Origin of the sequence: Bradyrhizobium sp. DN3, from assembly GCF_041357655.1 — a bacterium.
Classification (GTDB): Bacteria; Pseudomonadota; Alphaproteobacteria; order Rhizobiales; family Xanthobacteraceae; genus Bradyrhizobium.
In genome coordinates this window covers 14,854-38,163 of sequence record NZ_JAULLN010000002.1, presented here as the reverse complement: position 1 = coordinate 38,163, position 23,310 = coordinate 14,854, and the positions used below count along the sequence as shown (strand labels likewise).

Below are 23,310 nucleotides of genomic sequence, written 5' to 3'. Positions count from 1 at the left end.
TGTGGGCAGAATGCGTTTCGGTTTCATCCTGCCGGACCGGCGGGCCGCGCCGGACGCCGATCTTTAGGAAGGGATGGTGAATCAGTGGTTTCCGGCCACCGGGGGTTGCACGATCTGGAGAATCCGGCAGGAAAGGAAAGGCGGCCATCTCACCAATTCTTGTCCGCTCCGGCCCTGCCTGACAGCCATCCCGAAACGGGGGTTGTGCAACGCAGCATCGGAATGGATAACGCCCTCAATTTCAGAGGTGAGCTTCCTTGTCCGACGTCAATGCCGACGATTGGGTGTCCTCCGGACACCGTCCCATGGGTTTTCCCGAATTCGTCATCGTGATCGCGTCCATCATGGCGCTGAATCCGCTTGCGATGGACATGATGCTGCCGGCCCTGCCCAACATCGGCACCGCCTTCAAGATTCCCGTCACCAACCATCTTCAACTGGTGCTGTCGACCTTCCTGGTCGGCTTCGGCGCCGGCCAGTTCGTCATGGGCCCGTTGTCGGACCGCTTCGGCCGCCGCCCGATGCTGCTCGGCGGCATGGCGGTCTATGCGGTGGCGAGCGTGCTGGCGGTCGCCGCGCCCTCGTTCGAGACGCTGCTGCTGGCGCGCGCGCTGCAAGGGCTCGGCACTTCGGCGACGCGCGTGATCGCGACCTCGATCGTGCGCGACTGCTATGTCGGCCGCCGCATGGCCAGCGTGATGTCGCTCGCGATGATGGTGTTCATCGCGGTGCCCGTGATTGCCCCCTCGTTCGGACAGGCGGTGCTGCTGGTGACGGCATGGCGCGGCATCTTCGTGGTGCTGATGCTGTACGGCCTGCTCGCGCTCGCATGGTGCGTGCTGCGGCTGCCTGAGACCCTTCCCGAATCCGAGCGCAGGTCGCTGGCACCCGCCGACGTGCTCTCGGCCTTCCGGCAGACCGTGACCCATCGCCAGACCATCGGCTACGCCACGGCCGCCGGCAGCGTCATTGGCGCGTTGTTTGCCTACGTCTTCTGCGCCCAGCAGGTCTTCACCGGCATCTATCACCTCGGCCATTACTTCCCGCTCGCCTTCGCGGCGATCGCGGCCGGCACCGCCATCGCCGGCTTTCTCAACGCGAGGCTGGTCGGCCGGCTCGGCATGCGCGTGATCTCGCACGGTGCACTGACGCTGTACACCGCGGTGGCCGGCGTGATGCTGCTGACCGAAAGCCTCGGCGTGCTGCCGCTATCCTTGTTCATGGTGCTCTCCGCCCTGATGATGTTCTCGTTCGGCATGATGGTCGCCAATTTCACCGCGCTCGCGATGGAGCCGCAGGGCCACATCGCCGGCACCGCCTCCTCGCTCTATGGCTCGATCACGACATTGATCGGAATCGTGGTCGGCATGGCGATCGGCCAAAGCTTCGACGGCACGCTGCTACCGTTCTCGATCGGCTTCTTCCTGTCGACGCTCGCAGCGCTCGCGATCGTGCTGGTGGTGGAAAAGGGACGGCTGTTCAAGCCGCATCATCGCCCCATCGCGTGAGGGAGCTCGTTCGGACGTTCGGGTCGGGCGCGCTCTGCTGAGCGCCTCTATCGATCACCGCTAGACACTTTAACGTAACGGTCGGCGCCACAAGAGCACCCTGACGCCTTCCTAGTAGAAGTCGTCGCTCGTGCAGACATTAACCGACGACCGCCGCGGAATCCGTCGAAAATGACCCAAAACATACCTGCCGACACGCCGCGAGTCTGTCAGTTGTCTAGCTTCGTCTGGAGGTCAGGCCTAATTTCGACGTTTCTGCAACGCCCGCTTTGCGAAGTCCGGCCAGCAGTCGATCGAGACAAGTTGCGTCAAAGACGACGTAATCCCGGAGCACCTGGGTGATCGAAAAATCTGGTCGATGTTTTCGCGTCTCGCGAATTTCGTGCTTTGCGCCTTCGTGATCGCCAAGATGGCCAAGGGCCGACGTGATGATCATGTGCTGCGCCCAGGTGTCGAACGAGTGGATGGACTCACGGGCGAATTCAACCGCTTTAGCATCATTGCCTAGATAGAGATAGCCGACGGCGAGGACGTTGAGGTACTGACGTGCGCTCGGCGCGAATGGACTCAAACGGAGCGCCCATTCGGCCTGTCGAATACCTTCGTCGCAGCGGCCAGATTGGATCAGGAGCCGGCCAAGGATCGCATAGGCGTGCGCGAAGCTTGGATTGAGTGCGATCGCTCGCTTCGCCGCATTGACTGCGGACTCTGGTTGGCGATCGAAAGTCAGGCCCCAAGCCAACGCGAGATGCGATAGAGCGTCCCGATCGTCGAGCACCACCGCACGGCGAGCACGGTCGAGAATATCTTTCGGGTCATGCGCGGCGTAGCAGAAGAAGAGATCCTCTGCCTGACTCCACGCGATCGCCGCATGAGCGGGCGCAAAACCGGAGTCGAGCGCAAGCGAACGCTCGAGCACCCGCCGCGCCTCGGCATTGCCGTCCCGCGTACGCTGCGCGATCAACGCCATACCGCGATGGAACAGCTCCCAAGCGCCCAAGTTTTCGGGGGGCGTGGCCTTGGTTCGCTCGTATTCGGCGCGGCCCAGTTCCGGCTCGATCTGCCCAGCGATTTCCCGAGCGATCTCGTCTTGGATGGCAAAAATATCGTCAAGCTTGCGATCGAACCGCTCCGCCCAGACGTGATTGCCAGTACCACCGTCCAGGAGTTGGGCTGAAACACGGACGCGTCCGGCATCCCTGCGGACGCTACCTTCGACTACATAGCGTACGCCGAGCATCGCCGTTATCTCGCGTATGTCGGGGAGCTCGCGCTTGTATCGGAGCGTCGCATTGCGTGCGATCACGAGAAACTGCCGGATGCGGCTGAGCGCCGTGATGAGGTCCTCCGTAATCCCGTCGACGAAGAAGTCGTGTTCGGTGTCGCCAGACATGTTGGTGAATGGCAGGACCGCGATCGACGGACGATCCACAAGCGCCATTGTTGCGGCTGAGGGTTCGGGCGCCCCCTCGATAGGCAAGGAAGAACTCGCGACCGCCTGGCGCTTCTCTACCTCGCCAACGAACCGAACGCCCTTTCGCGCGATAGTGCGGATGAGTCGTTGCTGGTCGCCGTCATCGCCGATCGCACGGCGCGCTGCATTGATGCGACTGATCAACGTCGATTCAGACACGATGCGGCCGTTCCAGACGGCCTCCAGTAGATCGTCCTTGGTGACCACTCGGTCACGGTTCTCGATCAGATGGACCAGGAGGTCGAACACCTGGGGCTGAACCGGCACAGGGCTTTCGCCGCGCCGAAGCTCACGCCGGTCGGTGTCCAACACACACTTCTCGAAATAGAGGCGCACCCTATCGTCTCCCGCGGGCGGCTCCGGCCGCAGTCGGCATGTCAATGGAAAGAGCATGAAAAATCAATACGGCTTCAAGGCCAACCTCGCGCTCCAAAACTAATCTGGTTGCGTTCCGTACCCCCATCGGGAGACCCCGCCATGAACCAGCAAATTCAGTCGAAAGACCTTAACGCGAGGGCATCGGTAACGCCGGACGCCATCATGCAGCTCGGCTTCGCCTTTTGGGGCTCAAAGACGCTGCTGAGCGCAGTCGAACTCGGGCTGTTCACTTTGCTGGCCGACGGGCCGCTCAGCGCAGACGTTTTGACGGCTCGGCTGAAGCTTCATCCGCGCAGCATCCGCGACTTCCTCGATGCGCTGGTGTCGCTCGGACAGCTCGAACGTAAGGATGGCTTCTACTCCAACACGCCGGCTGGCTCCCAGTTTCTAGATCGACGCAAACCAACCTATGTCGGCGGAATACTCGAAATGGCAAACGCGCGGCTTTATCCATTCTGGGGTGCGCTGACCGAAGCCTTGCGTACCGGCGAGCCGCAGAATGAGGCGAAGCAGGGCCGTGACCTGTTCGACGAGATATACCGCGACCCAGCGATCCTCTCAGAGTTCCTCAAAGCGATGACGGGATTGAGTCTCGGCGCCGCGCACGCCATTGCAGAGAAATTCCCTTGGGCTGACTACAAAAGCTTCGCCGACATCGGCACCGCCGAGGGCGGCCTTGCGGTCGAGCTTGCTCGGGCACATCCCCATCTCTCTGGTATCGGCTTCGATCTGCCGGTGGTGAGGCCGCATTTCGAAGCCTACGCAGCGCGGCACGGTCTCCCCGCGCGGCTTTCATTCCAGGCCGGTGACTTCTTCGCGCAGGCGATGCCGCCAGCGGATGTGCTAATCATGGGGCATATCCTGCACGACTGGAGCCTTGATAAAAAGCGGACGCTGATACGCAAAGCCTACGAAGCGTTACCGTTCGGCGGCGCGCTGATCATCTACGATCCGATCATCGACGATGACCGTCGACGCAATGCCTTTGGATTGCTGATGAGCCTGAACATGCTAATTGAGACCCGCGAAGGCTTCGACTTTACGGCGGCGGACTGCATGGGTTGGCTCAAGGAGGCAGGCTTTGCAGAGTTGCGCATCGAACCGCTGGCCGGTCCAGACTCGATGGTGATCGGACTCAAGTGAAGAGACTTGCGGAGGCTTGTATTGCCCCCCTGGCAGCTGTTGGCCCATCGCGACCTTTGCTGCGGTTGCACAGCGGCGGTCGGTATCGGATCGAAGCGGATATTGACGAAGATTTATGAGTACGCGCCCTGATCTTGAGGTCATGCGATGTCTTTATTTCAATTTTGCCGGAATGGATCCTGCTGTCGTAGAGATTTGATTAGGAATGAGGGTTGTTCCATTGCCTAACGACGCCGGCAGGTTGTTGATATATTAAAGGTTGTGTTGCCATATATTTCCCGGAAAATGCAGGAAATGGCGGCGCATGACCGTTCGTGCTTACGTGAGAAACAGTCCCGCCCAATCCGCCGGAGCGCAAACGAGTTCAGAAGCAGTGGAAGCCTGTGGTCTCTACCTGCTGAACTGGATCACTATTACAATTCTGGCGCTATTCGTCGGCGTATCCCTTGCCTTGCTGAAACTCTCGATGGCCCTCGAAGGCGAGTTGTTGGGAGGCATGGCGACGGTTGCAGGTCTCACGGCGGCGGGTCACGTCTTGTTGTCACGAGTACGCGCCGTGCGCATTGCGTACGTTCTTATTTCCATCGCCCAGTTAGGCCTCGTGTCCATGCTCGGGGCCGTCCTGACCTACGTCGCAGCATCTGCAAATTTGCCATTGCAGGATGCCATGCTCGACTCCTGGGACAAATTCTTCGGACTGGATTGGACTGTCTATTACCGGCTCATGACAGCCTGGCCTGCGCTGCTGCCGTACGCATGCTTGTCCTATGGTGCAATCGGTTTGCCGCCGATCGCGGTTCCCATCGTTCTCGGACTGACGAACAACCACGTTCGATTGCAACAGTTCACGATGGCGACGTTGCTCACCCTTTGTGCGGTGGCTTTGATTTCTGCGCTGATACCGGCCATCGGCACCTATCAGCAATACAATTTGCCAACCGAGTTCGCGACCTTCAAGGCTAGCGGCTATCTCATCCAGCTCGATCGCCTGCCCGTGGTGAGAAGCAGCAGCCTACAGGTTCTGAACATCTCGCAGATCGGCGGCATCGTGACCTTTCCCAGCTTCCATGCTGCTGCGGCTCTGCTCGCGCTGTGGGCGTGGTGGATGCGTCCATGGGCTTTAATGATGTGCGTTGCAATGCTGGCAGCAACGCCCTTGTGGGGTGGACACTACTTTGTGGACATCTTCGCTGGTGCAGCCGTTGCAGCTCTTGCGATTGCCTTCGCGAAAGCAATTGAAGGTCAATCGTTGGTCATTCCCCACGGCGCAAAAAGTACCTCGCTTGCATGCATGACTCCCTGATCGGGCGAAGCTTCGACGGCACGCTGTGCAGTTCTCGGTCGGCTTCTTCCTGTCGACGCTCGCAGCGCTCGCGATCGTGCTGGCGGTGAAAAAGGGACGGCTGTTCAAGCCGCATCATCGCCCCATCGCGTGAGGAACTTCCCGTCCCTCTCGATGTTGTCCTGCAGCAATTCGAGAGGCCACGTTAATGGAACTGAAACACCGCGAAGACCGCGAGGCGAAACGGCAGAAGCAGGAGCGTTCGGAGCCGGACGCTGAGCAGACCACGTTCACGACGCCTTTGGCGAGCGAGGGGCTCGAGCAGGTACGCGACAGCCATTGCTGATCACGAAATCTATTCGGCCGCCCGCCTGCTGGCGCTGAAATCCTCAGCAGCGCTCTCGGGTGCCGCCCCGCTTCCTCGCGGCGGCACCATCAGCACGACCACCTTCCGCGACAGGCCGGGCCGCCCCCACAGAGTTGCCTGCACCGTGAACTCGCGCTTGACCACGTGTCCGGCTTTCGAGGACACCCATTCCATCCACCTGCCACAATAGTCCTGGCCACGAAAACAGAGCGCGGCCCAGCCGCGGTCCAGCGTCGCCTTGCGCGGCAAGCCCCAGGAGTTTTGATGCTCGAACGGCCGTGCACAATGCGGATGGTCGGGGCTGTAGAACGCCGTCGCGAAGGCCAGCGAATCATCACCGCTCACGGCGCCGAGCGGCGTGCCGGCCAACTCGCGCCATTCGCGCGTCAATTCGCCGGCCACCTGCGCGTAGAAATTCCGGCCTTCTTCGTAACCGTGATCGTTGCGATAGACGGCATGGATCGGCGCTACGACCATGACCGCAACGAGCGCGACGCCAGCCACGGTCACGGTGAGGTTGACGGTGTAGAAGCGCTCGATCGGATAGCGCGCGCCGCAAACCACGAGGACGGCGAACAGGAACAGCCCCTGCAATGCCCACAGCGACGGCAGATCAGTGCCCATCACGAGCGATGTCAGCACCGGCAACGTGATCGTGCCCATGGCAACGTAGAACAGGAGCCGCAGACCCGGGCTCATTGCAGCGAAGTCGGCCGGAAATTGCTTCAGCCGCGTGCCCGCGATCAAGACCCATAGCACGGCCGACACGCTCATGGCCGCCGCCAGCCCGAGCAGGAAATTCCTGGCCTCGCCGAGCGAGCTTAAGGCATTGCCGTTGGCATGGGCCAGCGCATAGGTGAAAGTTGACGCCCCCGTGGCCGCGAGCCACACGACGTGCGGCGACAGCGCCGCGAGCCCGACCACCGCCGAGATCCAGGGCGAAGCGGAGGTGAAATAGGCGCGCCGCGCCGGGTGCGCCAGCGCGGCAAACGCGAAGCTCGCGACGAGAAAGATCGAATAATATTTGCCGAGCATTGCCAGCGCCGTCGTGCACCCCACCGCGACCGCCCACGACGCGGAGCGCGTCTCGAACGCGCGAAGGAAGCACCAGGTCGCCAGCGGCCAGACCGCGAGCAGCACGGCATTGGCATTGAAGCGCTGGGCATGGAATTGATAGGCCGGCGTCAGCATCAGGAGCAGCAGCACCAGGACGCGCTTGTGCCCGCTTACGAACTGCCGCGCGATGAGGTCCACGAAATACAGCGCAAGCCCGGCGTTGGCCATCGCCATCAATTGCAGCGACCAGTCGCTGAGCGGGAAGACGAAGGTCCAGCTAGCGGCAACCCAGCCGGTCAATGGCGGATGCTTGTGATAACCCCAGGCGAAATGCCGGCCCAGGGTCCACGCTTCGAGCGTATCGGGATGCAGGCCGCCGCCGGCGTACGCGATGACGAGATAAAGCGTCCAGATCGCGACAAAGCAGGCGATGAGAAGCGGCACGGCCCAGCCTGTCTCGACCGCGTCCAGCCAGTGCAGGAAAGGCCGGCGCCATCGCGCCGGCGCACGATCGGACCGTTCGGCCATCGCCTGGAATGCAAAATCGAGCGGCACGGGAATCAAATGAAAGAAGGAAAAGCGATGCGCGAGGACGACACATCTATTTCAGGACAGAAACAAATAGCAACAATTGAAAACTGGAACGGTTAAAAAGCTCCGGCCTCTCAGCCAACGCAAGGTCGACAAAAGGCAACGGCGCCGCTGATGACAGCGGCGCCGCGTGGTGAAGGAGACGAAAGACGCGTGGTCTGGCCTGCCCCTACTCCGACTTATCAATGTTCCAGAACAGCGGCGTCGCGGGACCGTCGAGCACGCCGCTCAGCGATTTGCGCCAGCCGCTCGGCAGCAGATACTGCCCCAGCGGAATGTAGATCACCTGCTCATACGCTTCCTTCTGGATGTCGGCTGCGATCTTCTTCTGCTCGTCGAGCGAGGGCGCGCGGACGAAGGCGTCCTTGAGCTGCTCGATCTTGGCGTCTTCCGCCCAGCCGAACCAGCCGCCCTTCTTGCCCTGGCCGCCGATCGAGAGATTGGCGATCGGGTTGGAGACGTCGGCCGCGACCCAGTTGGTGAAGAACATGTTCCAGCCGCCCTCCTTCGGCGGCTTCTGGCTGGCGCGGCGGCTCACCACGGTCTGCCAGTCGGTCGCTTGCAAATCGACCTTGAAGCCGGCCTCGCGCAGCAGCTGGGCCGCAACGATCGGCTGCGCCTTCAGCGTCGTGACATCGCCAGGGGCCATGATCACGACCGGGGTGCCGTCATAGCCGGACTCGGCGAGCGCCTTCTTGGCTTCCGCCATGCCATTGCCCTTCACCAGGGTTTCGCCGCCGACCTCGGTCGCGAGCGGCGTATCGCACACGAAGAAGGCGCCACAGATCTTCTGGTACTTCGCGTTGCCGACCAACGCGTCGAGCACGTCCTTCTGATTCATCGCCAGCAAGGCGGCACGGCGCACCTTCACGTTGTCGAACGGCGGATGAAGGAAGTTCATCCGGCCGAGCGTCTGAAAGCCGAACTTGTTCGAGACCTCGAGCGTGATCTCCTTGTTCGCCTCCAGTATCGGCAGCATGTCGTAGGGCAGATTTTCCATGAAATCGATGTCGCCCGACTGCAGCGCGTTCACCGCGGTCTGGGAGTCCGGCATGGTGATCCATTCGACGCGGTCGACCTTCACCACCTTGCCGCCGGAGGTCCAGCTCGCCGGCTCCTTGCGCGGCACGTAATCGGTGTTCTTGACGTAGACCGCCTTCACGCCCGGCTGGAATTCCGACTGCACGAACTTGAAAGGACCCGAGCCGATCTGCTCAGGAATCTGCTTGTCCGGCGGCGTTTCGGCGAGGCGCTTCGGCATCATGAAGGCGACGCGCGAGGACGGCTTGCCGATCGAATCGAGCACGAGGCCGTAGGGCTCCTTCAGCTTCAGCGTGATGGTCTTGGCGTCGGTCGCCTCGATGCTCGCGGTGAAGTCCATGAGCTTCTGGCCCATGCCGTCGACCGCGGCCCAACGCTTCAGCGAGGCGACGCAGTCCTCCGCCGTGACCGGCGCGCCGTCATGCCACTTCAGGCCGTCGCGCAGCGTGAAGGTGTAGGTGAGCTTGTCGTCGGAGATCTTCCAGTCCGCCATCTGCGGCTGGATCTTGAAGTTCGAATCGGTGGCCACCAGCGTGTCGTAAACCATGTAGCCATGGTCACGCGTGATGTAGGCCGTGGTGAAGATCGGATCGATGATGCGCAGATCCGAATGCATCACCGCCGTGATGGTCTTGCCGGCGGCAAACACCGGCGAGGCCATCGCCGTGGACAGCGCGACGACCGACAGCGCAAGTTTGGAGGCAAACGCGCGAGACCCCCGGCGCATGAAGTTGAACATGGAAAGTTTCTCCTGACGTGAAACTGTTCAAAGGCAGATTATTGGTTGAGCATCCGGTTCGTTCTTTGGGCGAACTAACCTCATGCAATGCCTTTATCTTTTCGAGACTTGCAGACCGTGCCGAGCGCGTCAATCCGGTTTCGCTGCAAGCCCTCGCGGCGTGTGCACGGGCTCCACAAGGATCGGTTTGGCTCTACAACACTCTCTGCCTGTCCTGCCCCGCGCCGATGCAATGCGCGTTCCATCTTTCAAAGCTTGAGAGACATTGAGATGAATCCAGCCAATCTTCCCTTCGATTCCGAGGCGATGCTCCAGGGCCTGCGCGGCTGGGTGGAATGCGAGAGTCCGACCTGGGACGCAGGCGCCGTGAATCGCATACTCGATTTCGCAGCGCGGGATATGGCCATCATGGGTGCGACCATCGAACGCATCGCCGGCCGCCAGGGCTTTGGCGACGTGATCCGCGCGCGCTTTCCCCATCCGAAGCAGGGCGAGCCCGGCATCCTGATCGCCGGGCACATGGATACCGTCCACCCGGTCGGCACCATCGAGAAGCTGAAATGGCGGCGTGAGGGCAACAAGTGCTACGGCCCCGGCATCTACGACATGAAGGGCGGCAATTATCTCTCGCTGGAGGCGATCCGGCAGCTGGCGCGCGCCGCCTTCACCACGCCGCTGCCGATCACGGTGCTGTTCACGCCGGACGAGGAAGTCGGCACCCCCTCGACCCGCGACATCATCGAGGCAGAGGCCGCGCGCAACAAATACGTGTTGGTGCCCGAGCCCGGCCGCGCCGACAACGGCGTCACCACCGGACGTTACGCCATCGCGCGTTTCAATCTCGAGGCGACGGGACGGCCGAGCCACGCCGGTGCGACGCTCTCGGCGGGACGCTCGGCGATCCGCGAGATGGCCCGGCAGATCCTCGCAATCGACGCGATGACCACGGAGGACTGCACCTTCTCGGTTGGCGTCGTGCATGGCGGACAATGGGTCAATTGCGTTGCCACGACCGCCACAGGCGAGGCGCTGTCGATGGCCAAGCGCCAGGCCGATCTCGATCGCGGCGTCGAGAGGATGCTGGCGCTGTCAGGCACAACCAATGATGTCACCTTCAAGGTCACCCGCGGCGTGACGCGCCCGGTGTGGGAACCGGATGCCGGGACCATGGCGTTGTATGAAAAAGCCCGCGGCATCGCCAAGTCGCTCGGCGCCGAACTGCCGCATGCGAGTGCCGGCGGCGGCTCCGACGGCAACTTCACCGGCGCAATGGGGATCCCGACGCTCGACGGCCTGGGCGTGCGTGGTGGCAACGGCCACACGCTCGAAGAGTATATCGAGGTCGAAAGCCTGGTCGAACGCGGCCGGCTGATGGCGGGGCTGCTGGCAACGCTGGAGTGATTTTTGAGCCCGTCATTCCGGGGCGGTCCAAAGGACTGAACCCGGAATGACGCCTGAGGTGAAAGGGGCGCTCGAAACGACTGGCCGCACTGCAAAAGCTGTGGCCCGGATGGCACGGGAATTGCTGAAATGTTAGGCTGATGGCAGGCTTGCCAAAGCCCCTGCCACGATTTGACTCTAATCTGACGGATCCAACTTGCTCGGATATCTCGTTCGCCGAATCTTCGCCGCCGTGCCCGTGATGGGCGTCGTCGCGCTGTTCGTCTTCCTGCTGCTTCGCCTCACCCCCGGCGATCCCGCCGCCATTCTCGCCGGCGACAACGCGACGCCGGAGCGGCTGGAGCGCATCCGCACATCGCTCGGCCTCAACGAGCCCCTGATCGTGCAGTTCGTCACCTGGGTGAACAAGCTGCTGCACGGCGACCTCGGGACCTCGCTGATCTCCAACCTGCCGGTGATGAAGATGATCGGCCAGCGCGTCGAGCCGTCGATCTCGATTGCGCTGTCGACCATCATCCTCGCCGTCATCGTCGCCGTGCCCTTGGGTGTGATCGCGGCGTGGAAGCACGGCACCTGGATCGACCGCTTCGTGATGGGCCTGTCCGTGCTCGGCTTCTCCGTGCCGGTGTTCGTGGTCGGCTATGTCCTGATCGAAATCTTCGCGATCGATTTGCGCTGGGTGCCGGTGCAGGGCTTCAAGAGCATCTCGAATGGTTTTGGCCCGTTCTTCGAACGCATCATCCTGCCGACTTGCGCGCTCTCCTTCATCTACATCGCACTGATCGCGCGCATGACGCGCGCGGCGATGCTCGACGTGCTCGGCGAAGATTACGTCCGCACCGCACGCGCCAAGGGCATCAACGAAGTCGCCGTGATGATGCGGCATGCGCTGCGCAACGCCGCGGTGCCCGTGATCACCGTCATCGGCACCGGATTCGCGCTGCTGATCTCCGGCGTCGTCGTCACCGAGAGCGTATTCAACATTCCCGGCATCGGCCGCCTCACCGTGGACGCGGTGCTGGCGCGCGACTATCCGGTGATCCAGGCGATGATCCTGCTGACGTCGCTGATCTATGTCGTCGTCAATCTCCTGATCGACGTCGCCTATACGCTGCTCGATCCCCGGATCCGGTACTGAGGCAAGGGTAAGAACAAGAATGTCGGTTGATAGCCTCCCCCAGTCGTCCATTCCGATCACGTCGCCGCTGCGGCCGCGGTTCGGATTCCTCACCTCGACGCCGATCATCGCGACGGCCACGGTCTGCCTCGCGCTGGTCGTGGTGATCTCGATCGTGGCGCCGCTGATCGCGCCGCATGATCCGATCCAGCTCGCGCCGTCGCAGCGGCTCAAACCGTCGTCGGCGCAGTTCCTGCTCGGCACCGACGCCTACGGACGCGATCTCTTGTCGCGTGTCATCTATGGCGGTCGCATCTCGCTTCTGATCGGCATCGGCTCGGCGATTCTCTCGGTCGCCATTGGCCTTGCGATCGGTCTCGTCTCCGGCTTCTTCAAGCTGGTCGATGCCGTGATGATGCGGATCATGGACGGCCTGATGGCGATGCCGAGCATCCTGCTCGCGATCGCCGTGGTGTCCCTCTCCGGTGCCAGCCTCTGGACCGTGCTGATCGCGATCACCATTCCGGAGATCCCGCGCGTGGCGCGCCTAGTGCGCTCGGTGGTGCTGTCGGCGCGCGAGGAGCCTTACGTCGAGGCGGCGATCTCGGTCGGCTCCAGCCTGCCGAAGATCATGTGGCGGCATCTGATGCCGAACACGATCGCACCGCTGATCGTCCAGGGCACCTATGTCTGCGCCTCCGCGATCCTGACCGAGGCCATTCTCTCCTTCCTCGGCGCCGGCATCTCGCCGGAGACGCCGACCTGGGGCAATATCATGGCCGAGGGCCGCCAGTACTTCCAGCTCAAGCCGTCGCTGATCTTCTGGCCGGGCCTGCTGCTCTCGATCGCCATCCTCAGCATCAACTTGATCGGCGATGCCGCCCGCGACGCCCTCGATCCGCGCATGAAGCAGCGGGAGGGGAAGTGATTTGTTTCGCCGGCCCATCCCCTTGTTTCGTCATTGCGAGCGAAGCGAAGCAATCCAGTCTGCCTTCGCGGAAAGATTCTGGATTGCTTCGTCGCCAGCGCAAAATTGCTTTGCAATTTTGTCGCGGGCTCCTCGCAATGACGATGGAGTGACCTGATGACCAACACCATCCTCGACATCAACAATCTCGTCGTCTCCGTCGGCAAGAAGCCGGGCGGGCCGAAGATCATCGACGGCATCTCGATCCAGGTGCGCGAGCGCGAGACGCTGTGCCTCGTCGGCGAAAGCGGCTCGGGCAAGTCGGTGACCTCCCTGACCACGATGGGCCTCTTGCCCAAGGGCACGCTGGTGCCGACCGGCGGCAGCGTCAAGCTGGTCGGCGAGGAGCTGCTCACCGCGACCGACCGCCGCCTGCGCCAGCTCCGCGCCACGCAGATGGCGATGATTTTTCAGGAGCCGATGACCGCACTCAATCCGGTCGTGCCGGTCGGCCGCCAGATCGACGAAGTCCTGCGCGCCCATACCAATCTCGACGCCAAAACACGGAAGAAGCGCATCCTCGACATGATGGAGCAGGTGCGCCTGCCGCAGGTCGAGCGCATCTTCGCCTCCTACCCGCACCGCCTCTCCGGCGGCCAGCGCCAGCGCATCATGATCGCGATGGCCCTGGTGCTCGAACCAAAGCTCCTGATCGCGGACGAGCCGACCACTGCGCTCGACGTCACCACGCAGAAGCAGATTCTGACCCTGATCCGCGACCTCCAGCGCGATCACGGCACGGCGGTGCTGTTCATCACCCACGACATGGGCGTGGTTGCGGAGATCGCCGACCGCGTCGCGGTGATGCGGCAGGGCCGTCTGGTCGAGACCGGTCCGCTCGAGACCGTGCTGCGCAATCCAACCATGGAATACACCCGCAATTTGCTCGCCTCGGTGCCGAGCCTGGTGCCGCGGTCGCCGCGCGAGGAGACCCGTGAGCCGGTGGTGCTGGAGGCCAACGACCTCAGCAAGGTCTACAAGGAGCGCGCCTTCTTCGGCAAAGGCCGCGAGGTCGTCGCCGCCGACAAGGTGACGCTGACGCTGCGCAAGGGCCGCACCCTCGGCATCGTCGGCGAGAGCGGCTCGGGCAAGTCGACGGTCGCGCGCTGCATCGTCCGCCTGATAGATCCGACCTCCGGCGGCGTGCGCCTCGCCGGCCGCGAGATCGCCGACATCTCGCGCCGCCTGCTCCAGCCGCACCGGCAGAAGATCCAGATCGTGTTCCAGGATCCCTACCGCTCGCTCAATCCGCGCGTCACCGTCGGCGAGAGCATCGCCGAAGGCCCGATCAATTACGGCGTCGCACACGCCGATGCCATGAAACGGGCGCGCGAGCTGCTCGAGCTGGTCGGCCTGCCCGCAGATGCGGTGTCGCGCTATCCGCATCAGTTCTCCGGCGGCCAGCGCCAGCGCATCGCCATTGCCCGCGCGCTCGCGCTCGATCCGGACGTGCTGGTCGCGGACGAGGCGGTCTCCGCCCTCGACGTCTCCGTGCAGGCGCAGGTGCTGGAACTGCTGGACGAGATCCAGAAGAGGCTCGGCATTGCCATCCTGTTCATCACCCATGATTTGCGCGTCGCCGCGCAAATCTGCGACGAGGTCGTGGTGATGCAGCACGGCCGCGTCGTCGAACAGGGCCCCGCCGCCGAAGTGCTGACGCATCCGAAGGAGGCCTACACCAAGGCGCTGCTGGATGCAGCTCCGGGGCGCGACTGGGACTTTGCGAACTTCCGGCCGGTGGCAGAGGGCGTGGGGGCGAGCGCGTAAAAATCTCTCCGCTGTCGTCCTGGCGAAAGCCAGGACCCATTACCCCGCGAGAAGTTTGGCGAAGACTCATCGCTCGGGACTAACAGCGCACACCACAGATAGACCTCGCGGTATGGGTCCTGGCCTTCGCCAGGACGACACCGGAGGTATGGCAGATGGCTCCTCTCACAACACCCACCGCATCCGCAGCATTCCCAAAACGATCTGACCCTATGCATGGCGCGATTGCTTCGCACCTTGCTCTCGCCGCGGGGCCAAGGCTAACGTCGAAGGCTAACGTCGCGCACTTTCATTTGTTTGGACTGAGTAATGACACGCATCGCCGTCGGCGGCTTCCTGCACGAGACCAACACCTTCGCTCCGACGAAGGCGACGTTCGCGGACTTTCAGCATGGCGGCGGCTGGCCGGCGATGACGCAAGGCGCCGACGTGCTGAAGGTGATGCGGCGCATCAATGTCGGTCTCGCGGGCTTCGTCGACGGCGCGGAAGCGAATGATTGGGAACTCATTCCAACGATCGCCTGCGGTGCGAGCCCGTCGGCGCATGTCACCAAGGATGCTTTCGAGCGCATCGTGAAGGTGATGGTCGACGGCATCGCAGCCGCCGGTCCGCTCGATGCCGTCTATCTCGACCTGCACGGGGCGATGGTGACCGAGCATCTCGACGACGGCGAAGGCGAGATCTTGGCGCGCGTGCGCCGCATCATCGGCAAGGATGTTCCGCTGGTCGCGAGCCTCGACCTCCACGCCAATGTCACGCCCGAGATGATCGAGCATGCCGACGCGCTGATCGCCTACCGCACCTATCCGCATGTCGACATGGCCGCAACCGGCCGCGCCTGCGCAAGGCATCTCGCGCTGTTGCTGAAGTCGAAGCAGCGCTTCGCAAAGGCGTTCCGGCAATTGCCGTTCCTGATCCCGATCAGTTGGCAGTGCACCAACGACCAGCCCACCCAAGGCATCTACGAGAGGCTCGCTGCGCTGGAGAACGATGCGGTTCCGACACTCTCCTTCGCACCGGGCTTCCCCGCCGCCGATTTCCGCGATTGCGGACCGAGCGTGTTTGCCTATGGCAAGACGCAAGCCGACGCCGATCGCGCGGCTGATGCGATCGTCAAGCTGATCGAGAGCCACGAGGACGATTTCGACGGCAAGATCTGGTCCCCCGACGACGGCGTGCGCCACGCGATGGAGCTTTCCAGGAGCGCGAGCAAGCCGATCATCATCGCCGACACCCAGGACAATCCAGGCGCGGGCGGGGATTCCGACACGACAGGCATGCTGCGCGCGCTGGTGCGCAACAGAGCGAGCGCCGCGACGGGGGCGATCTACGATCCGGTCTCGGCCAGGGCCGCGCATGCAGCCGGCGTCGGCGCCACCGTGACGCTGTCGCTCGGCGGCAAATCCGGCATCCCCGGCGACGAGCCCTATCGCGAGACCTTCGTGGTCGAACAGCTTTCCGACGGCCGCTTCGTCGCGCCCGGTCCTTATTATGGCGGCCGCGAGATGGAGATGGGTCCCTCCGCTTGCCTGCGCATCGGCGACGTCCGCGTCGTCGTCTCCTCGCACAAGGCGCAGCTCGCCGACCAAGCGATGTACCGCTATGTCGGCATCGAGCCGACCGCGCAGAAGATTTTGGTCAACAAGAGCTCGGTGCACTTCCGCGCCGATTTCGAGCCGATCGCGGAGAAGCTGCTGATCTGCGCCGCCCCCGGCGCGATGCCGGCCGACACCGCCACCCTGCCCTGGACGCGCCTGCGGCCGGGCATCCGCATCAAGCCGAACGGCCCCGCCTTCCATCCCCCATCACGCTAACCGGACAGGACACATGCCCACGATCGACCACATCGACGGCTATGCCGACGAACTCACTGCTATCAGGCGCGACCTCCACGCCCATCCCGAGATCGGCTTCGAGGAAGTGCGCACCTCCGGCATCGTCGCCGACAAGCTGAAGAGCTGGGGCATCGAGGTGCATCGCGGCCTCGGCGGCACCGGCGTGATCGGCGTCATCAAAGGCAAGGGGACAAGCGGCAAGCGCATCGGCCTGCGCGCCGACATGGACGCGCTGCCGATGGAGGAGAACACCAATCTGAAATGGAGCTCGAAGATCCCTGGCCGCTTCCACGGCTGCGGTCATGACGGCCACACCACCATGCTGCTCGGCACCGCGCGCTATCTCGCCGAGACCCGGAATTTCGACGGCACCGTGCATTTGATCTTCCAGCCGGCCGAAGAAGGCCTTGGCGGCGCCCGCGCGATGATCAAGGACGGCCTGTTCGAGAAATTCCCCTGCGACGAGCTCTACGGCCTGCACAACGCGCCTGACCTCAACCACGGCGAGATCGCAATCCTGCCAGGCCCGGCGATGGCCAGCGCCGACTTCTTCGACCTCCGCATCACCGGCTATGGCGCGCATGGCGCGATGCCCGAGCGCTCCAAGGACGCGGTGATCATCGCGACCACGCTGGCGCAGGCGATCCAGACCATCGTCAGCCGCAACGTCGAGCCGCTGCAGTCCGCCGTCATTTCGATCACCCAGATCCATGCCGGCTCCGCCTACAACGTCATCCCCGGCGAAGCGCATCTCTGCGGCACCATCCGCACCTTCTCGGACGAAGTTCGCGCCCTGATCAGCGAGCGCATCCGCACGATCTGTGCCGGCATAGCAGCTGCGTTCCAGTGCACGATCGAAGCCGACATCCGCGACACTTTTGGCGTCCTGATCAACCAGGTCGAGCAGTCCAAGGTGGTCGAGGAGGTCGCGCGCACGATCGTGGATCCCGCCAACGTGATCACCCGCGCCCAGCCGAAGATGGGCAGCGAGGATTTTGCCGACATGCTGCAAACCATTCCCGGCGCCTATTTCTGGGTCGGCCACGACGGCTCGGTGCCCGTGCACAATCCCGGCTTCGTGCTCGACGACAAGATCCTGCCGATCGGCGCCAGCATGTTCGCCCGCATCATCGAGACCCGCATGCCGGTGGGTAGCCATGCATAAAAAGAGCGCCGAAGAGACGGTCACCTCGCTGCATGATCTGTCCGCGGTCGATCTGATCGCGGGCTATCGCGCCAAGCAGTTCTCGCCGAGCGAGGTGCTGGAGGACGTGCTTGCGCACGTCGCGGCGTGGGAACCGCATCTGAAAGCGCTCTATGCATTCGACCCCGACGGCGCGCGCGAGGCCGCGAAGGCCTCGACCGCGCGCTGGACCGGCGGCGAGCCGTCTGGCGCGCTCGACGGCGTGCCTGTCACGGTGAAGGACAATATCGCGACCAAGGGCGTGCCGGTGCCGCTGGGGGCTGCCAGCGTCAAGCTGGTGCCAGCCGAGAAGGACGCACCGCCCGCCGCGCGGCTGCGCGAGGCCGGCGCGATCATCTTCGCCAAGACCACCATGCCCGATTACGGCATGCTGTCCTCCGGTCTCTCCAGCTTTCACGCGCTCGCGCGCAATCCCTGGGACCTCTCCAAGAACCCCGGCGGCTCCAGCGCTGGCGCCGGTGCTGCCGCGGCAGCCGGCTATGGTCCGTTGCATCTCGGGACCGATATCGGCGGCTCGGTGCGCCTGCCCGCGGGCTGGTGTGGCCTTGTCGGGCTGAAGCCGAGCTTCGGCCGCGTGCCGATCGACCCCACCTATGTCGGCCGCGTTGCCGGACCGATGACCCGCACGGTCGATGATTGCGCGCTGATGATGAGCGCGATTGCAAAGCCCGACCGGCGCGACGGCATGAGCCTGCCGGCCGAGCCCCTCAACTGGAAGGGGCTGGAGAAGTCTCCGCGCAAACTGCGCATCGGCTTGATGCTCGATCCCGGCGTCGGCATGCCGCTGGACAAGCCGGTGCGCGAGGTCGCCGTGAAGGCGGCCAAGGCGTTCGAATCCGCCGGCGCCGTCGTCACCGAGGTCGACGGCATCCTCACGCGCGAGATGCTCGACGGCCTCGACAATTTCTGGCGTGCACGGATGTGGGACGATCTGTCCAAGCTGACGCCGGCCGAGCAGGCCAAGGTGCTGCCCTACATCTTCAAGTGGGGCGAGTCCGGCGCCAAGCTGTCCGGCGTCGACGTCATCCGCGGCTTCAACCAGACCATGGCGATTCGCGCGGCCGCAGGAAAACTATTTTGCGAGATCGACTACGTGATCTCGCCGACCGCCCCGAACGTGAACTACCCGGCGGAATGGGCCTCGCCCACCAACGATCCCATGAAGCCGTTCGAGCACATCGCCTATACCGTGCCGTGGAATATGTCGGAGAACCCTGCGATCTCCGTCAACGGCGGCTTCGATGCCAAGGGTTTTCCCATCGGCGTGCAGATCGTCGGCCGCCGCTTCGACGATATCGGCGTGCTCGGCATGGCCAAGGCCTTTGAAGGTCTGCGCGGCCCGCAGCAGCCCTGGCCCAAGCCGCCGGGGCGGTAAGACGCTCTCCTCATCCCGCGCCCTTTAGGCGCAAGCCCGAATGACTTGGGACGGGCAGCATGCGGAGCCTCTCTTGCTTACCCTCCCCTGGAGGGGGAGGGTCGGCTCACATTGAGCGAAGCGACATGTGAGACGGGGTGGGGTGACGGTCTCTCCGCGTCCGGCAGTGCCCGAGAGGAGAGATCACCCCACCCCGCTCGCGCTACGCGCGATCGACCCTCCCCCTCCAGGGGAGGGTAAAAAAACTCAAGCCCTCTGCCATCTGCGCAGCGAAAAGAACAACGGAAGGAAACCACCATGGCGTATGAGACGATCAAATACGAGGTCGCCGAGCAGATCCTCACCATCACGCTGAACCGGCCCGACAAGCTCAACGCCTTCAACGCGCAGATGCAAGCAGAGCTGATCGACGCGTTCGACGCCGCCGACAAGGACGACAATGTCCGCGCCATCATCGTCACCGGGGCCGGCCGCGGTTTTTGCGCGGGCGCCGATCTCTCCTCCGGCGCCGACACGTTCGACCGCGACGCGCGCCGCGGGCCGGTGAAGCGCTTCGCCGACGGCAAGGTCGATTACAGCGATCCGCAGGTGCGCGACGGCGGCGGTCAGGTGACCTTGCGCATCTTCAAGTGCCTGAAGCCGGTGATTGCCGCGGTGAACGGCCCCGCGGTCGGCATCGGCGTCACCATGCAGCTCGCCATGGACATCCGCATCGCCTCGGACGCCGCGCGCTTCGGCTTCGTGTTCTCCCAGCGCGGCATCGTGCCGGAGGCCGCCTCGAGCTGGTTCCTGCCGCGCATCGTCGGCATCTCGCAGGCCTTGGAATGGTGCTATTCGGGCCGCGTCTTCCCGGCGCAAGAAGCGCTCTCCGGCCGTCTCGTCAGCAAGGTCGTCGCCCCGGATGATCTCCTGCCAACCGCACGCGCACTTGCCAAGGAATTTGCCGCCAAGACTGCGCCGGTCTCGATCGCCCTGATCCGCCAGATGATGTGGCGCATGATGGGCGCAGACGATCCGATGGAGGCCCACAAGGTCGACAGCCGCGGCATCTATGCCCGCGGCCGCTCGGAGGACGTTAAGGAAGGCGTGGTGTCGTTCCTGGAGAAGCGTCCGGCGCAGTTCAAGAACAAGGTGTCCAGCGATATGCCGGATTATTTCCCGTGGTGGACCGAGCGGGAGTACAAGTGAGGCTCTCGTAGGGTGGGCAAAGGCGCTCTTGCGCCGTGCCCACCATCTACCCGCAACCGAAACCAGAATGGTGGGCACGCTTCCGCCTTCGCTCTCCGAGCTACGGCGGACAAGTCGCTTTGCCCACCCTACGGCACCTACAACACCGTCAATCCATCACCAGCGCCACGCGTCCGATCGCCTTGCGCTCGATCAGAAGCCGCATCGCCTTCGCATAGTCTTCCAGCGGCAGGCGATGCGAGACGTTCGGGCGCAGCTTGCCTTCCTCCGCCCATTGCAGCAGCGCCTTCAGGCGCACTTCGCCGAGCGCGGGATTTCTTCGCACGGCCTCGCCGGCACGCACCCCCAACACGCTGGCGCCCTTGATCAGCAGCAGATTGGTCTTGGCCGAACCGATGCCGCCGGTGAAGCCGATCACCAGAAGCCGCGCGCCCCAGGCGATGCAGCGCATCGAATCCTCGAAAACCTGGCCGCCGACGGGATCGAACACGACATCGGCGCCGCGGCCGTCGGTGATGCGCTTGACGGCATCGCGAAACGGCTCGCGATCGTAGCGGACGAGATGATCGGCGCCGCGCGCCTTTGCGATGGCCAGCTTCTCGTCGCTGGAGGCGGTCGCAATCACGGTCGCGCCCAGCATCTTGCCGATCTCGACGGCGGCAAGGCCGACGCCGCCGCCGGCGCCATGCACCAGCAGCACCTCACCCGGCGCGACCCGGCCGCGATCGATCAGTGCATGATAGGCCGTGCCGTGACCGGCGAGATAGGTCGCAGCCTCCGCATAGTCGAAAGTGGACGGCTTAGGTGTGAGCTGCGATGGCGTCACCACCGCCTCATCGGTGAAGGCGCCGTGGCGCATCTTCACGATGACCTTGTCGCCGACGGCAACGCCCCTCGCCTCCGCCCCCACTTCGATCACGTCCCCGGCGGCTTCCATGCCGGGCGTGAACGGCAGCTCCGGCTTGAGCTGATATTCGCCTGCCGCCATCAGCACATCGGGAAAGTTCAGGCCGGCAGCGCGGATCGCAACGCGCACCTCGCCATGCCCAAGCGGCGGCGGCGGAAACTCTTCCAGCCGCAACGTCTCGGGCGCCCCGAGTTCGCGGCAGACGATAGCCCGCACCATCAGGCCGCACTCGCCTTTTGACGCTGCAGCGCCTCGCGGATCAGCGGCAGGCGATCGTTGCCGAAATACATGTCGGTCTTGCCGACGAAGATGGTCGGCGAGCCGAAACCGCCACGCGCGACGACCTCCTCCGTATTCGCCTTGAGCTGGTCCTTGATGCCCTGCTCTGCGATGCCGGCGAAGAATTTCTGTTCGTCGATTCCCACCTTCCTGCAGATGTCGGCGAGCACCGCGTCCTGCGAGATGTCCTTGTCCTCGCCCCAGTAGGTCTCGAACACGGCGGTCGCGAACGGCACCATGTCCTTGCCCAGCCAGAGGCAGCCACGCATCGCCTTGACGCTGTTCACCGGAAACACCGTCGGCGGCATCTTGATCGACAGGCCAGCCGAGCGAGCCCAGTCGGCGAGGTCCTTTTTCATGTAGCGCGCCTTCAGCGGCACCGGCTTCTCCCGCTGCGCATAGACACTCGGGTTGACGGTGTTGAAGATGCCGCCCACCAGGATCGGCCGCCAGATGATCTCCGCGCCGAGCTCCTTCGCGAGCGGCTGGATGTTGTGGAAGGCGAGATAGGTCCAGGGGCTGGAACAGTCGAAGAAGAATTCGATCATGGCGTTTCCGGTCCGGCGGCGCGGGTTTGACGACTTTTGTCGTTCTGTACCTCGACGTTAAGACATGGCAGGAAGGGGCGCAACACAACCCGCCGGGAGGCCGCCATGCTGTTTCCAACCACGATCGCCGGCTCCTTGCCGAAGCCGGAATGGCTCGCCGAGCCCAACATGCTCTGGGCGCCCTGGAAGTCGCAGGGCGAAGAGCTCTTGCGCGCCAAGCGCGACGCGACACTGATCTGGCTGAAGATCCAGGAGGACGCCGGCATCGACATCGTCACCGAGGGCGAGCAGGCCCGCCAGCATTTCGTGCACGGCTTCCTGGAGAAGATCGAAGGCATCGACTTCGCCCACAAGGTCGAGATGGGCATCCGCAAGGACCGCTACAAGGCGATGGTGCCGCAGGTGGTCGCTCCGCTCCGTCTCAAGGGCCGCGTTCACGCCGACGAGGCGCGCGTGGCGCGCTCGCACACGAAGAAGAAGCTGAAATTCACCCTGCCCGGGCCGATGACCATCATCGACACGATTGCGGACCGCTATTACGGCGACCGCGTCAAGATGGCGTTCGCCTTCGCCGAGCTGCTAAACGAGGAGGCCAAGGCGCTACAGGCCGACGGCGTCGATCTCGTGCAGTTCGACGAGCCCGCCTTCAACGTCTATATGGACGAGGTCAACGACTGGGGCATCAAGGCGCTGGAGCGCGCGGCGCAGGGCCTCTCCTGCGCCACCGCCGTGCACATCTGCTACGGCTACGGCATCAAGGCCAACACCGACTGGAAGGAGACGCTCGGCAGCCAGTGGCGGCAGTATGAGCAGATCTTCCCGGCGATCGACGCCAGCCCGATCCAGCAGGTCGCGATCGAGTGCCGCAATTCGAAGGTGCCGCTCGACCTGCTGGCGCTGCTCAAGACCAAGATCGTGCAGGCCGGCGTGATCGACGTCGCCAGCGACACGGTGGAGAGCGCCGATGACGTCGTGAAGGTGATCGAGGCGGTGTCGAAATTCGTCCCCAAGAGCAACATCATCGCCACCACCAATTGCGGCATGGCGCCGATGCGGCGGGAGATCGCGGAAGCCAAGCTGGTGGCGCTCGGCGCCGGCGCTGCGCTGGCGCGCGAGAAACTCGGGTAGTGGCAAGGCCGGGC

Annotated in this window: 18 protein-coding genes and 1 pseudogene; 14 read left to right on the top strand and 5 right to left on the bottom strand. The window is 63.8% G+C overall.

The window, feature by feature from the left end; genetic code table 11:
- Positions 1 to 257: 257 nt before the first annotated feature.
- Entirely contained in the window at positions 258 to 1,508 is a 1,251-nt protein-coding gene (locus AAE027_RS03455; protein WP_370985514.1) for a multidrug effflux MFS transporter, read from the top strand.
- A gap of 217 nt (positions 1,509 to 1,725) precedes the next feature.
- Here the strand turns inward: AAE027_RS03455 and AAE027_RS03450 are convergent, their stop codons facing one another.
- Positions 1,726 to 3,318 (bottom strand): winged helix-turn-helix domain-containing protein, encoded by a 1,593-nt coding sequence (locus AAE027_RS03450; protein WP_370985513.1) that lies wholly within the window; start codon positions 3,316 to 3,318, stop codon positions 1,726 to 1,728.
- A 141-nt stretch (positions 3,319 to 3,459) separates the two neighbouring features.
- On the opposite strand from AAE027_RS03450, the gene AAE027_RS03445 reads away from it, so the two are divergent.
- The 4 genes and pseudogenes from AAE027_RS03445 (at position 3,460) to AAE027_RS03430 (ending at position 6,131) form a co-directional block, all read left to right on the top strand.
- The gene (locus AAE027_RS03445; protein ID WP_370985512.1) at positions 3,460 to 4,503 is read left to right on the top strand and encodes a methyltransferase; all 1,044 of its coding nucleotides are present in this window, start codon (positions 3,460 to 3,462) and stop codon (positions 4,501 to 4,503) included.
- Between the two features lie 304 nt (positions 4,504 to 4,807).
- Positions 4,808 to 5,806, top strand: a complete 999-nt coding sequence (locus tag AAE027_RS03440) for a phosphatase PAP2 family protein (RefSeq protein WP_370985511.1) — start codon at positions 4,808 to 4,810, stop codon at positions 5,804 to 5,806.
- Positions 5,806 to 5,939, top strand: a pseudogene (locus AAE027_RS03435) (MFS transporter); the annotation flags it as partial. The gene AAE027_RS03440 and the pseudogene AAE027_RS03435, both read left to right, overlap by 1 nt.
- 54 nt (positions 5,940 to 5,993) lie before the next feature.
- Entirely contained in the window at positions 5,994 to 6,131 is a 138-nt protein-coding gene (locus AAE027_RS03430; RefSeq protein WP_370985510.1) for a hypothetical protein, read from the top strand.
- 9 nt (positions 6,132 to 6,140) lie between these two features.
- Here the strand turns inward: AAE027_RS03430 and AAE027_RS03425 are convergent, their stop codons facing one another.
- Both AAE027_RS03425 and AAE027_RS03420 read right to left on the bottom strand, forming a co-directional pair.
- Entirely contained in the window at positions 6,141 to 7,736 is a 1,596-nt protein-coding gene (locus AAE027_RS03425) for a glycosyltransferase family 39 protein (protein WP_370985508.1), read from the bottom strand.
- Positions 7,737 to 7,968: 232 nt separating this feature from the next.
- Complete coding sequence (locus tag AAE027_RS03420; protein ID WP_370985507.1) at positions 7,969 to 9,579, bottom strand: ABC transporter substrate-binding protein; 1,611 nt, start codon at positions 9,577 to 9,579, stop codon at positions 7,969 to 7,971.
- 270 nt (positions 9,580 to 9,849) lie between these two features.
- Here AAE027_RS03420 and AAE027_RS03415 point away from each other — a divergent pair, with 270 nt between their 5' ends.
- From AAE027_RS03415 to AAE027_RS03380, 8 genes are all read left to right on the top strand, one after another.
- Positions 9,850 to 10,980, top strand: coding sequence for a M20/M25/M40 family metallo-hydrolase (locus tag AAE027_RS03415; protein ID WP_370985506.1), 1,131 nt, complete (start codon positions 9,850 to 9,852; stop codon positions 10,978 to 10,980).
- Between the two features lie 196 nt (positions 10,981 to 11,176).
- Positions 11,177 to 12,118: an ABC transporter permease gene (locus AAE027_RS03410; protein WP_164934790.1), complete on the top strand. Its 942-nt coding sequence runs from the start codon at positions 11,177 to 11,179 to the stop codon at positions 12,116 to 12,118.
- A 19-nt stretch (positions 12,119 to 12,137) separates the two neighbouring features.
- The gene (locus AAE027_RS03405; protein ID WP_091888843.1) at positions 12,138 to 13,025 is read left to right on the top strand and encodes an ABC transporter permease; all 888 of its coding nucleotides are present in this window, start codon (positions 12,138 to 12,140) and stop codon (positions 13,023 to 13,025) included.
- A 156-nt stretch (positions 13,026 to 13,181) separates the two neighbouring features.
- Positions 13,182 to 14,831: an ABC transporter ATP-binding protein gene (locus tag AAE027_RS03400; protein ID WP_370985505.1), complete on the top strand. Its 1,650-nt coding sequence runs from the start codon at positions 13,182 to 13,184 to the stop codon at positions 14,829 to 14,831.
- A gap of 309 nt (positions 14,832 to 15,140) precedes the next feature.
- Positions 15,141 to 16,646: a M81 family metallopeptidase gene (locus tag AAE027_RS03395; RefSeq protein WP_370985504.1), complete on the top strand. Its 1,506-nt coding sequence runs from the start codon at positions 15,141 to 15,143 to the stop codon at positions 16,644 to 16,646.
- Positions 16,647 to 16,659: 13 nt separating this feature from the next.
- Positions 16,660 to 17,832, top strand: a complete 1,173-nt coding sequence (locus AAE027_RS03390) for a M20 aminoacylase family protein (RefSeq protein WP_370985503.1) — start codon at positions 16,660 to 16,662, stop codon at positions 17,830 to 17,832.
- Complete coding sequence (locus AAE027_RS03385; RefSeq protein ID WP_370985502.1) at positions 17,825 to 19,246, top strand: amidase; 1,422 nt, start codon at positions 17,825 to 17,827, stop codon at positions 19,244 to 19,246. The genes AAE027_RS03390 and AAE027_RS03385 overlap by 8 nt, the downstream gene beginning before the upstream one ends.
- A 297-nt stretch (positions 19,247 to 19,543) precedes the next feature.
- A complete protein-coding gene (locus AAE027_RS03380; protein WP_370985501.1) occupies positions 19,544 to 20,434 on the top strand; it encodes a crotonase/enoyl-CoA hydratase family protein in 891 nt (296 codons plus the stop codon).
- Between the two features lie 148 nt (positions 20,435 to 20,582).
- On the opposite strand, the gene AAE027_RS03375 is transcribed toward AAE027_RS03380, so the two are convergent.
- Positions 20,583 to 21,560 (bottom strand): NADPH:quinone oxidoreductase family protein, encoded by a 978-nt coding sequence (locus AAE027_RS03375; RefSeq protein ID WP_370985500.1) that lies wholly within the window; start codon positions 21,558 to 21,560, stop codon positions 20,583 to 20,585.
- The gene (locus tag AAE027_RS03370) at positions 21,560 to 22,168 is read right to left on the bottom strand and encodes a 2-hydroxychromene-2-carboxylate isomerase (RefSeq protein ID WP_370985499.1); all 609 of its coding nucleotides are present in this window, start codon (positions 22,166 to 22,168) and stop codon (positions 21,560 to 21,562) included. Before AAE027_RS03370 ends, AAE027_RS03375 begins: the two co-directional genes overlap by 1 nt.
- 105 nt (positions 22,169 to 22,273) lie before the next feature.
- On the opposite strand from AAE027_RS03370, the gene AAE027_RS03365 reads away from it, so the two are divergent.
- Entirely contained in the window at positions 22,274 to 23,296 is a 1,023-nt protein-coding gene (locus tag AAE027_RS03365) for a methionine synthase (RefSeq protein WP_370985498.1), read from the top strand.
- Positions 23,297 to 23,310 lie beyond the last annotated feature (14 nt).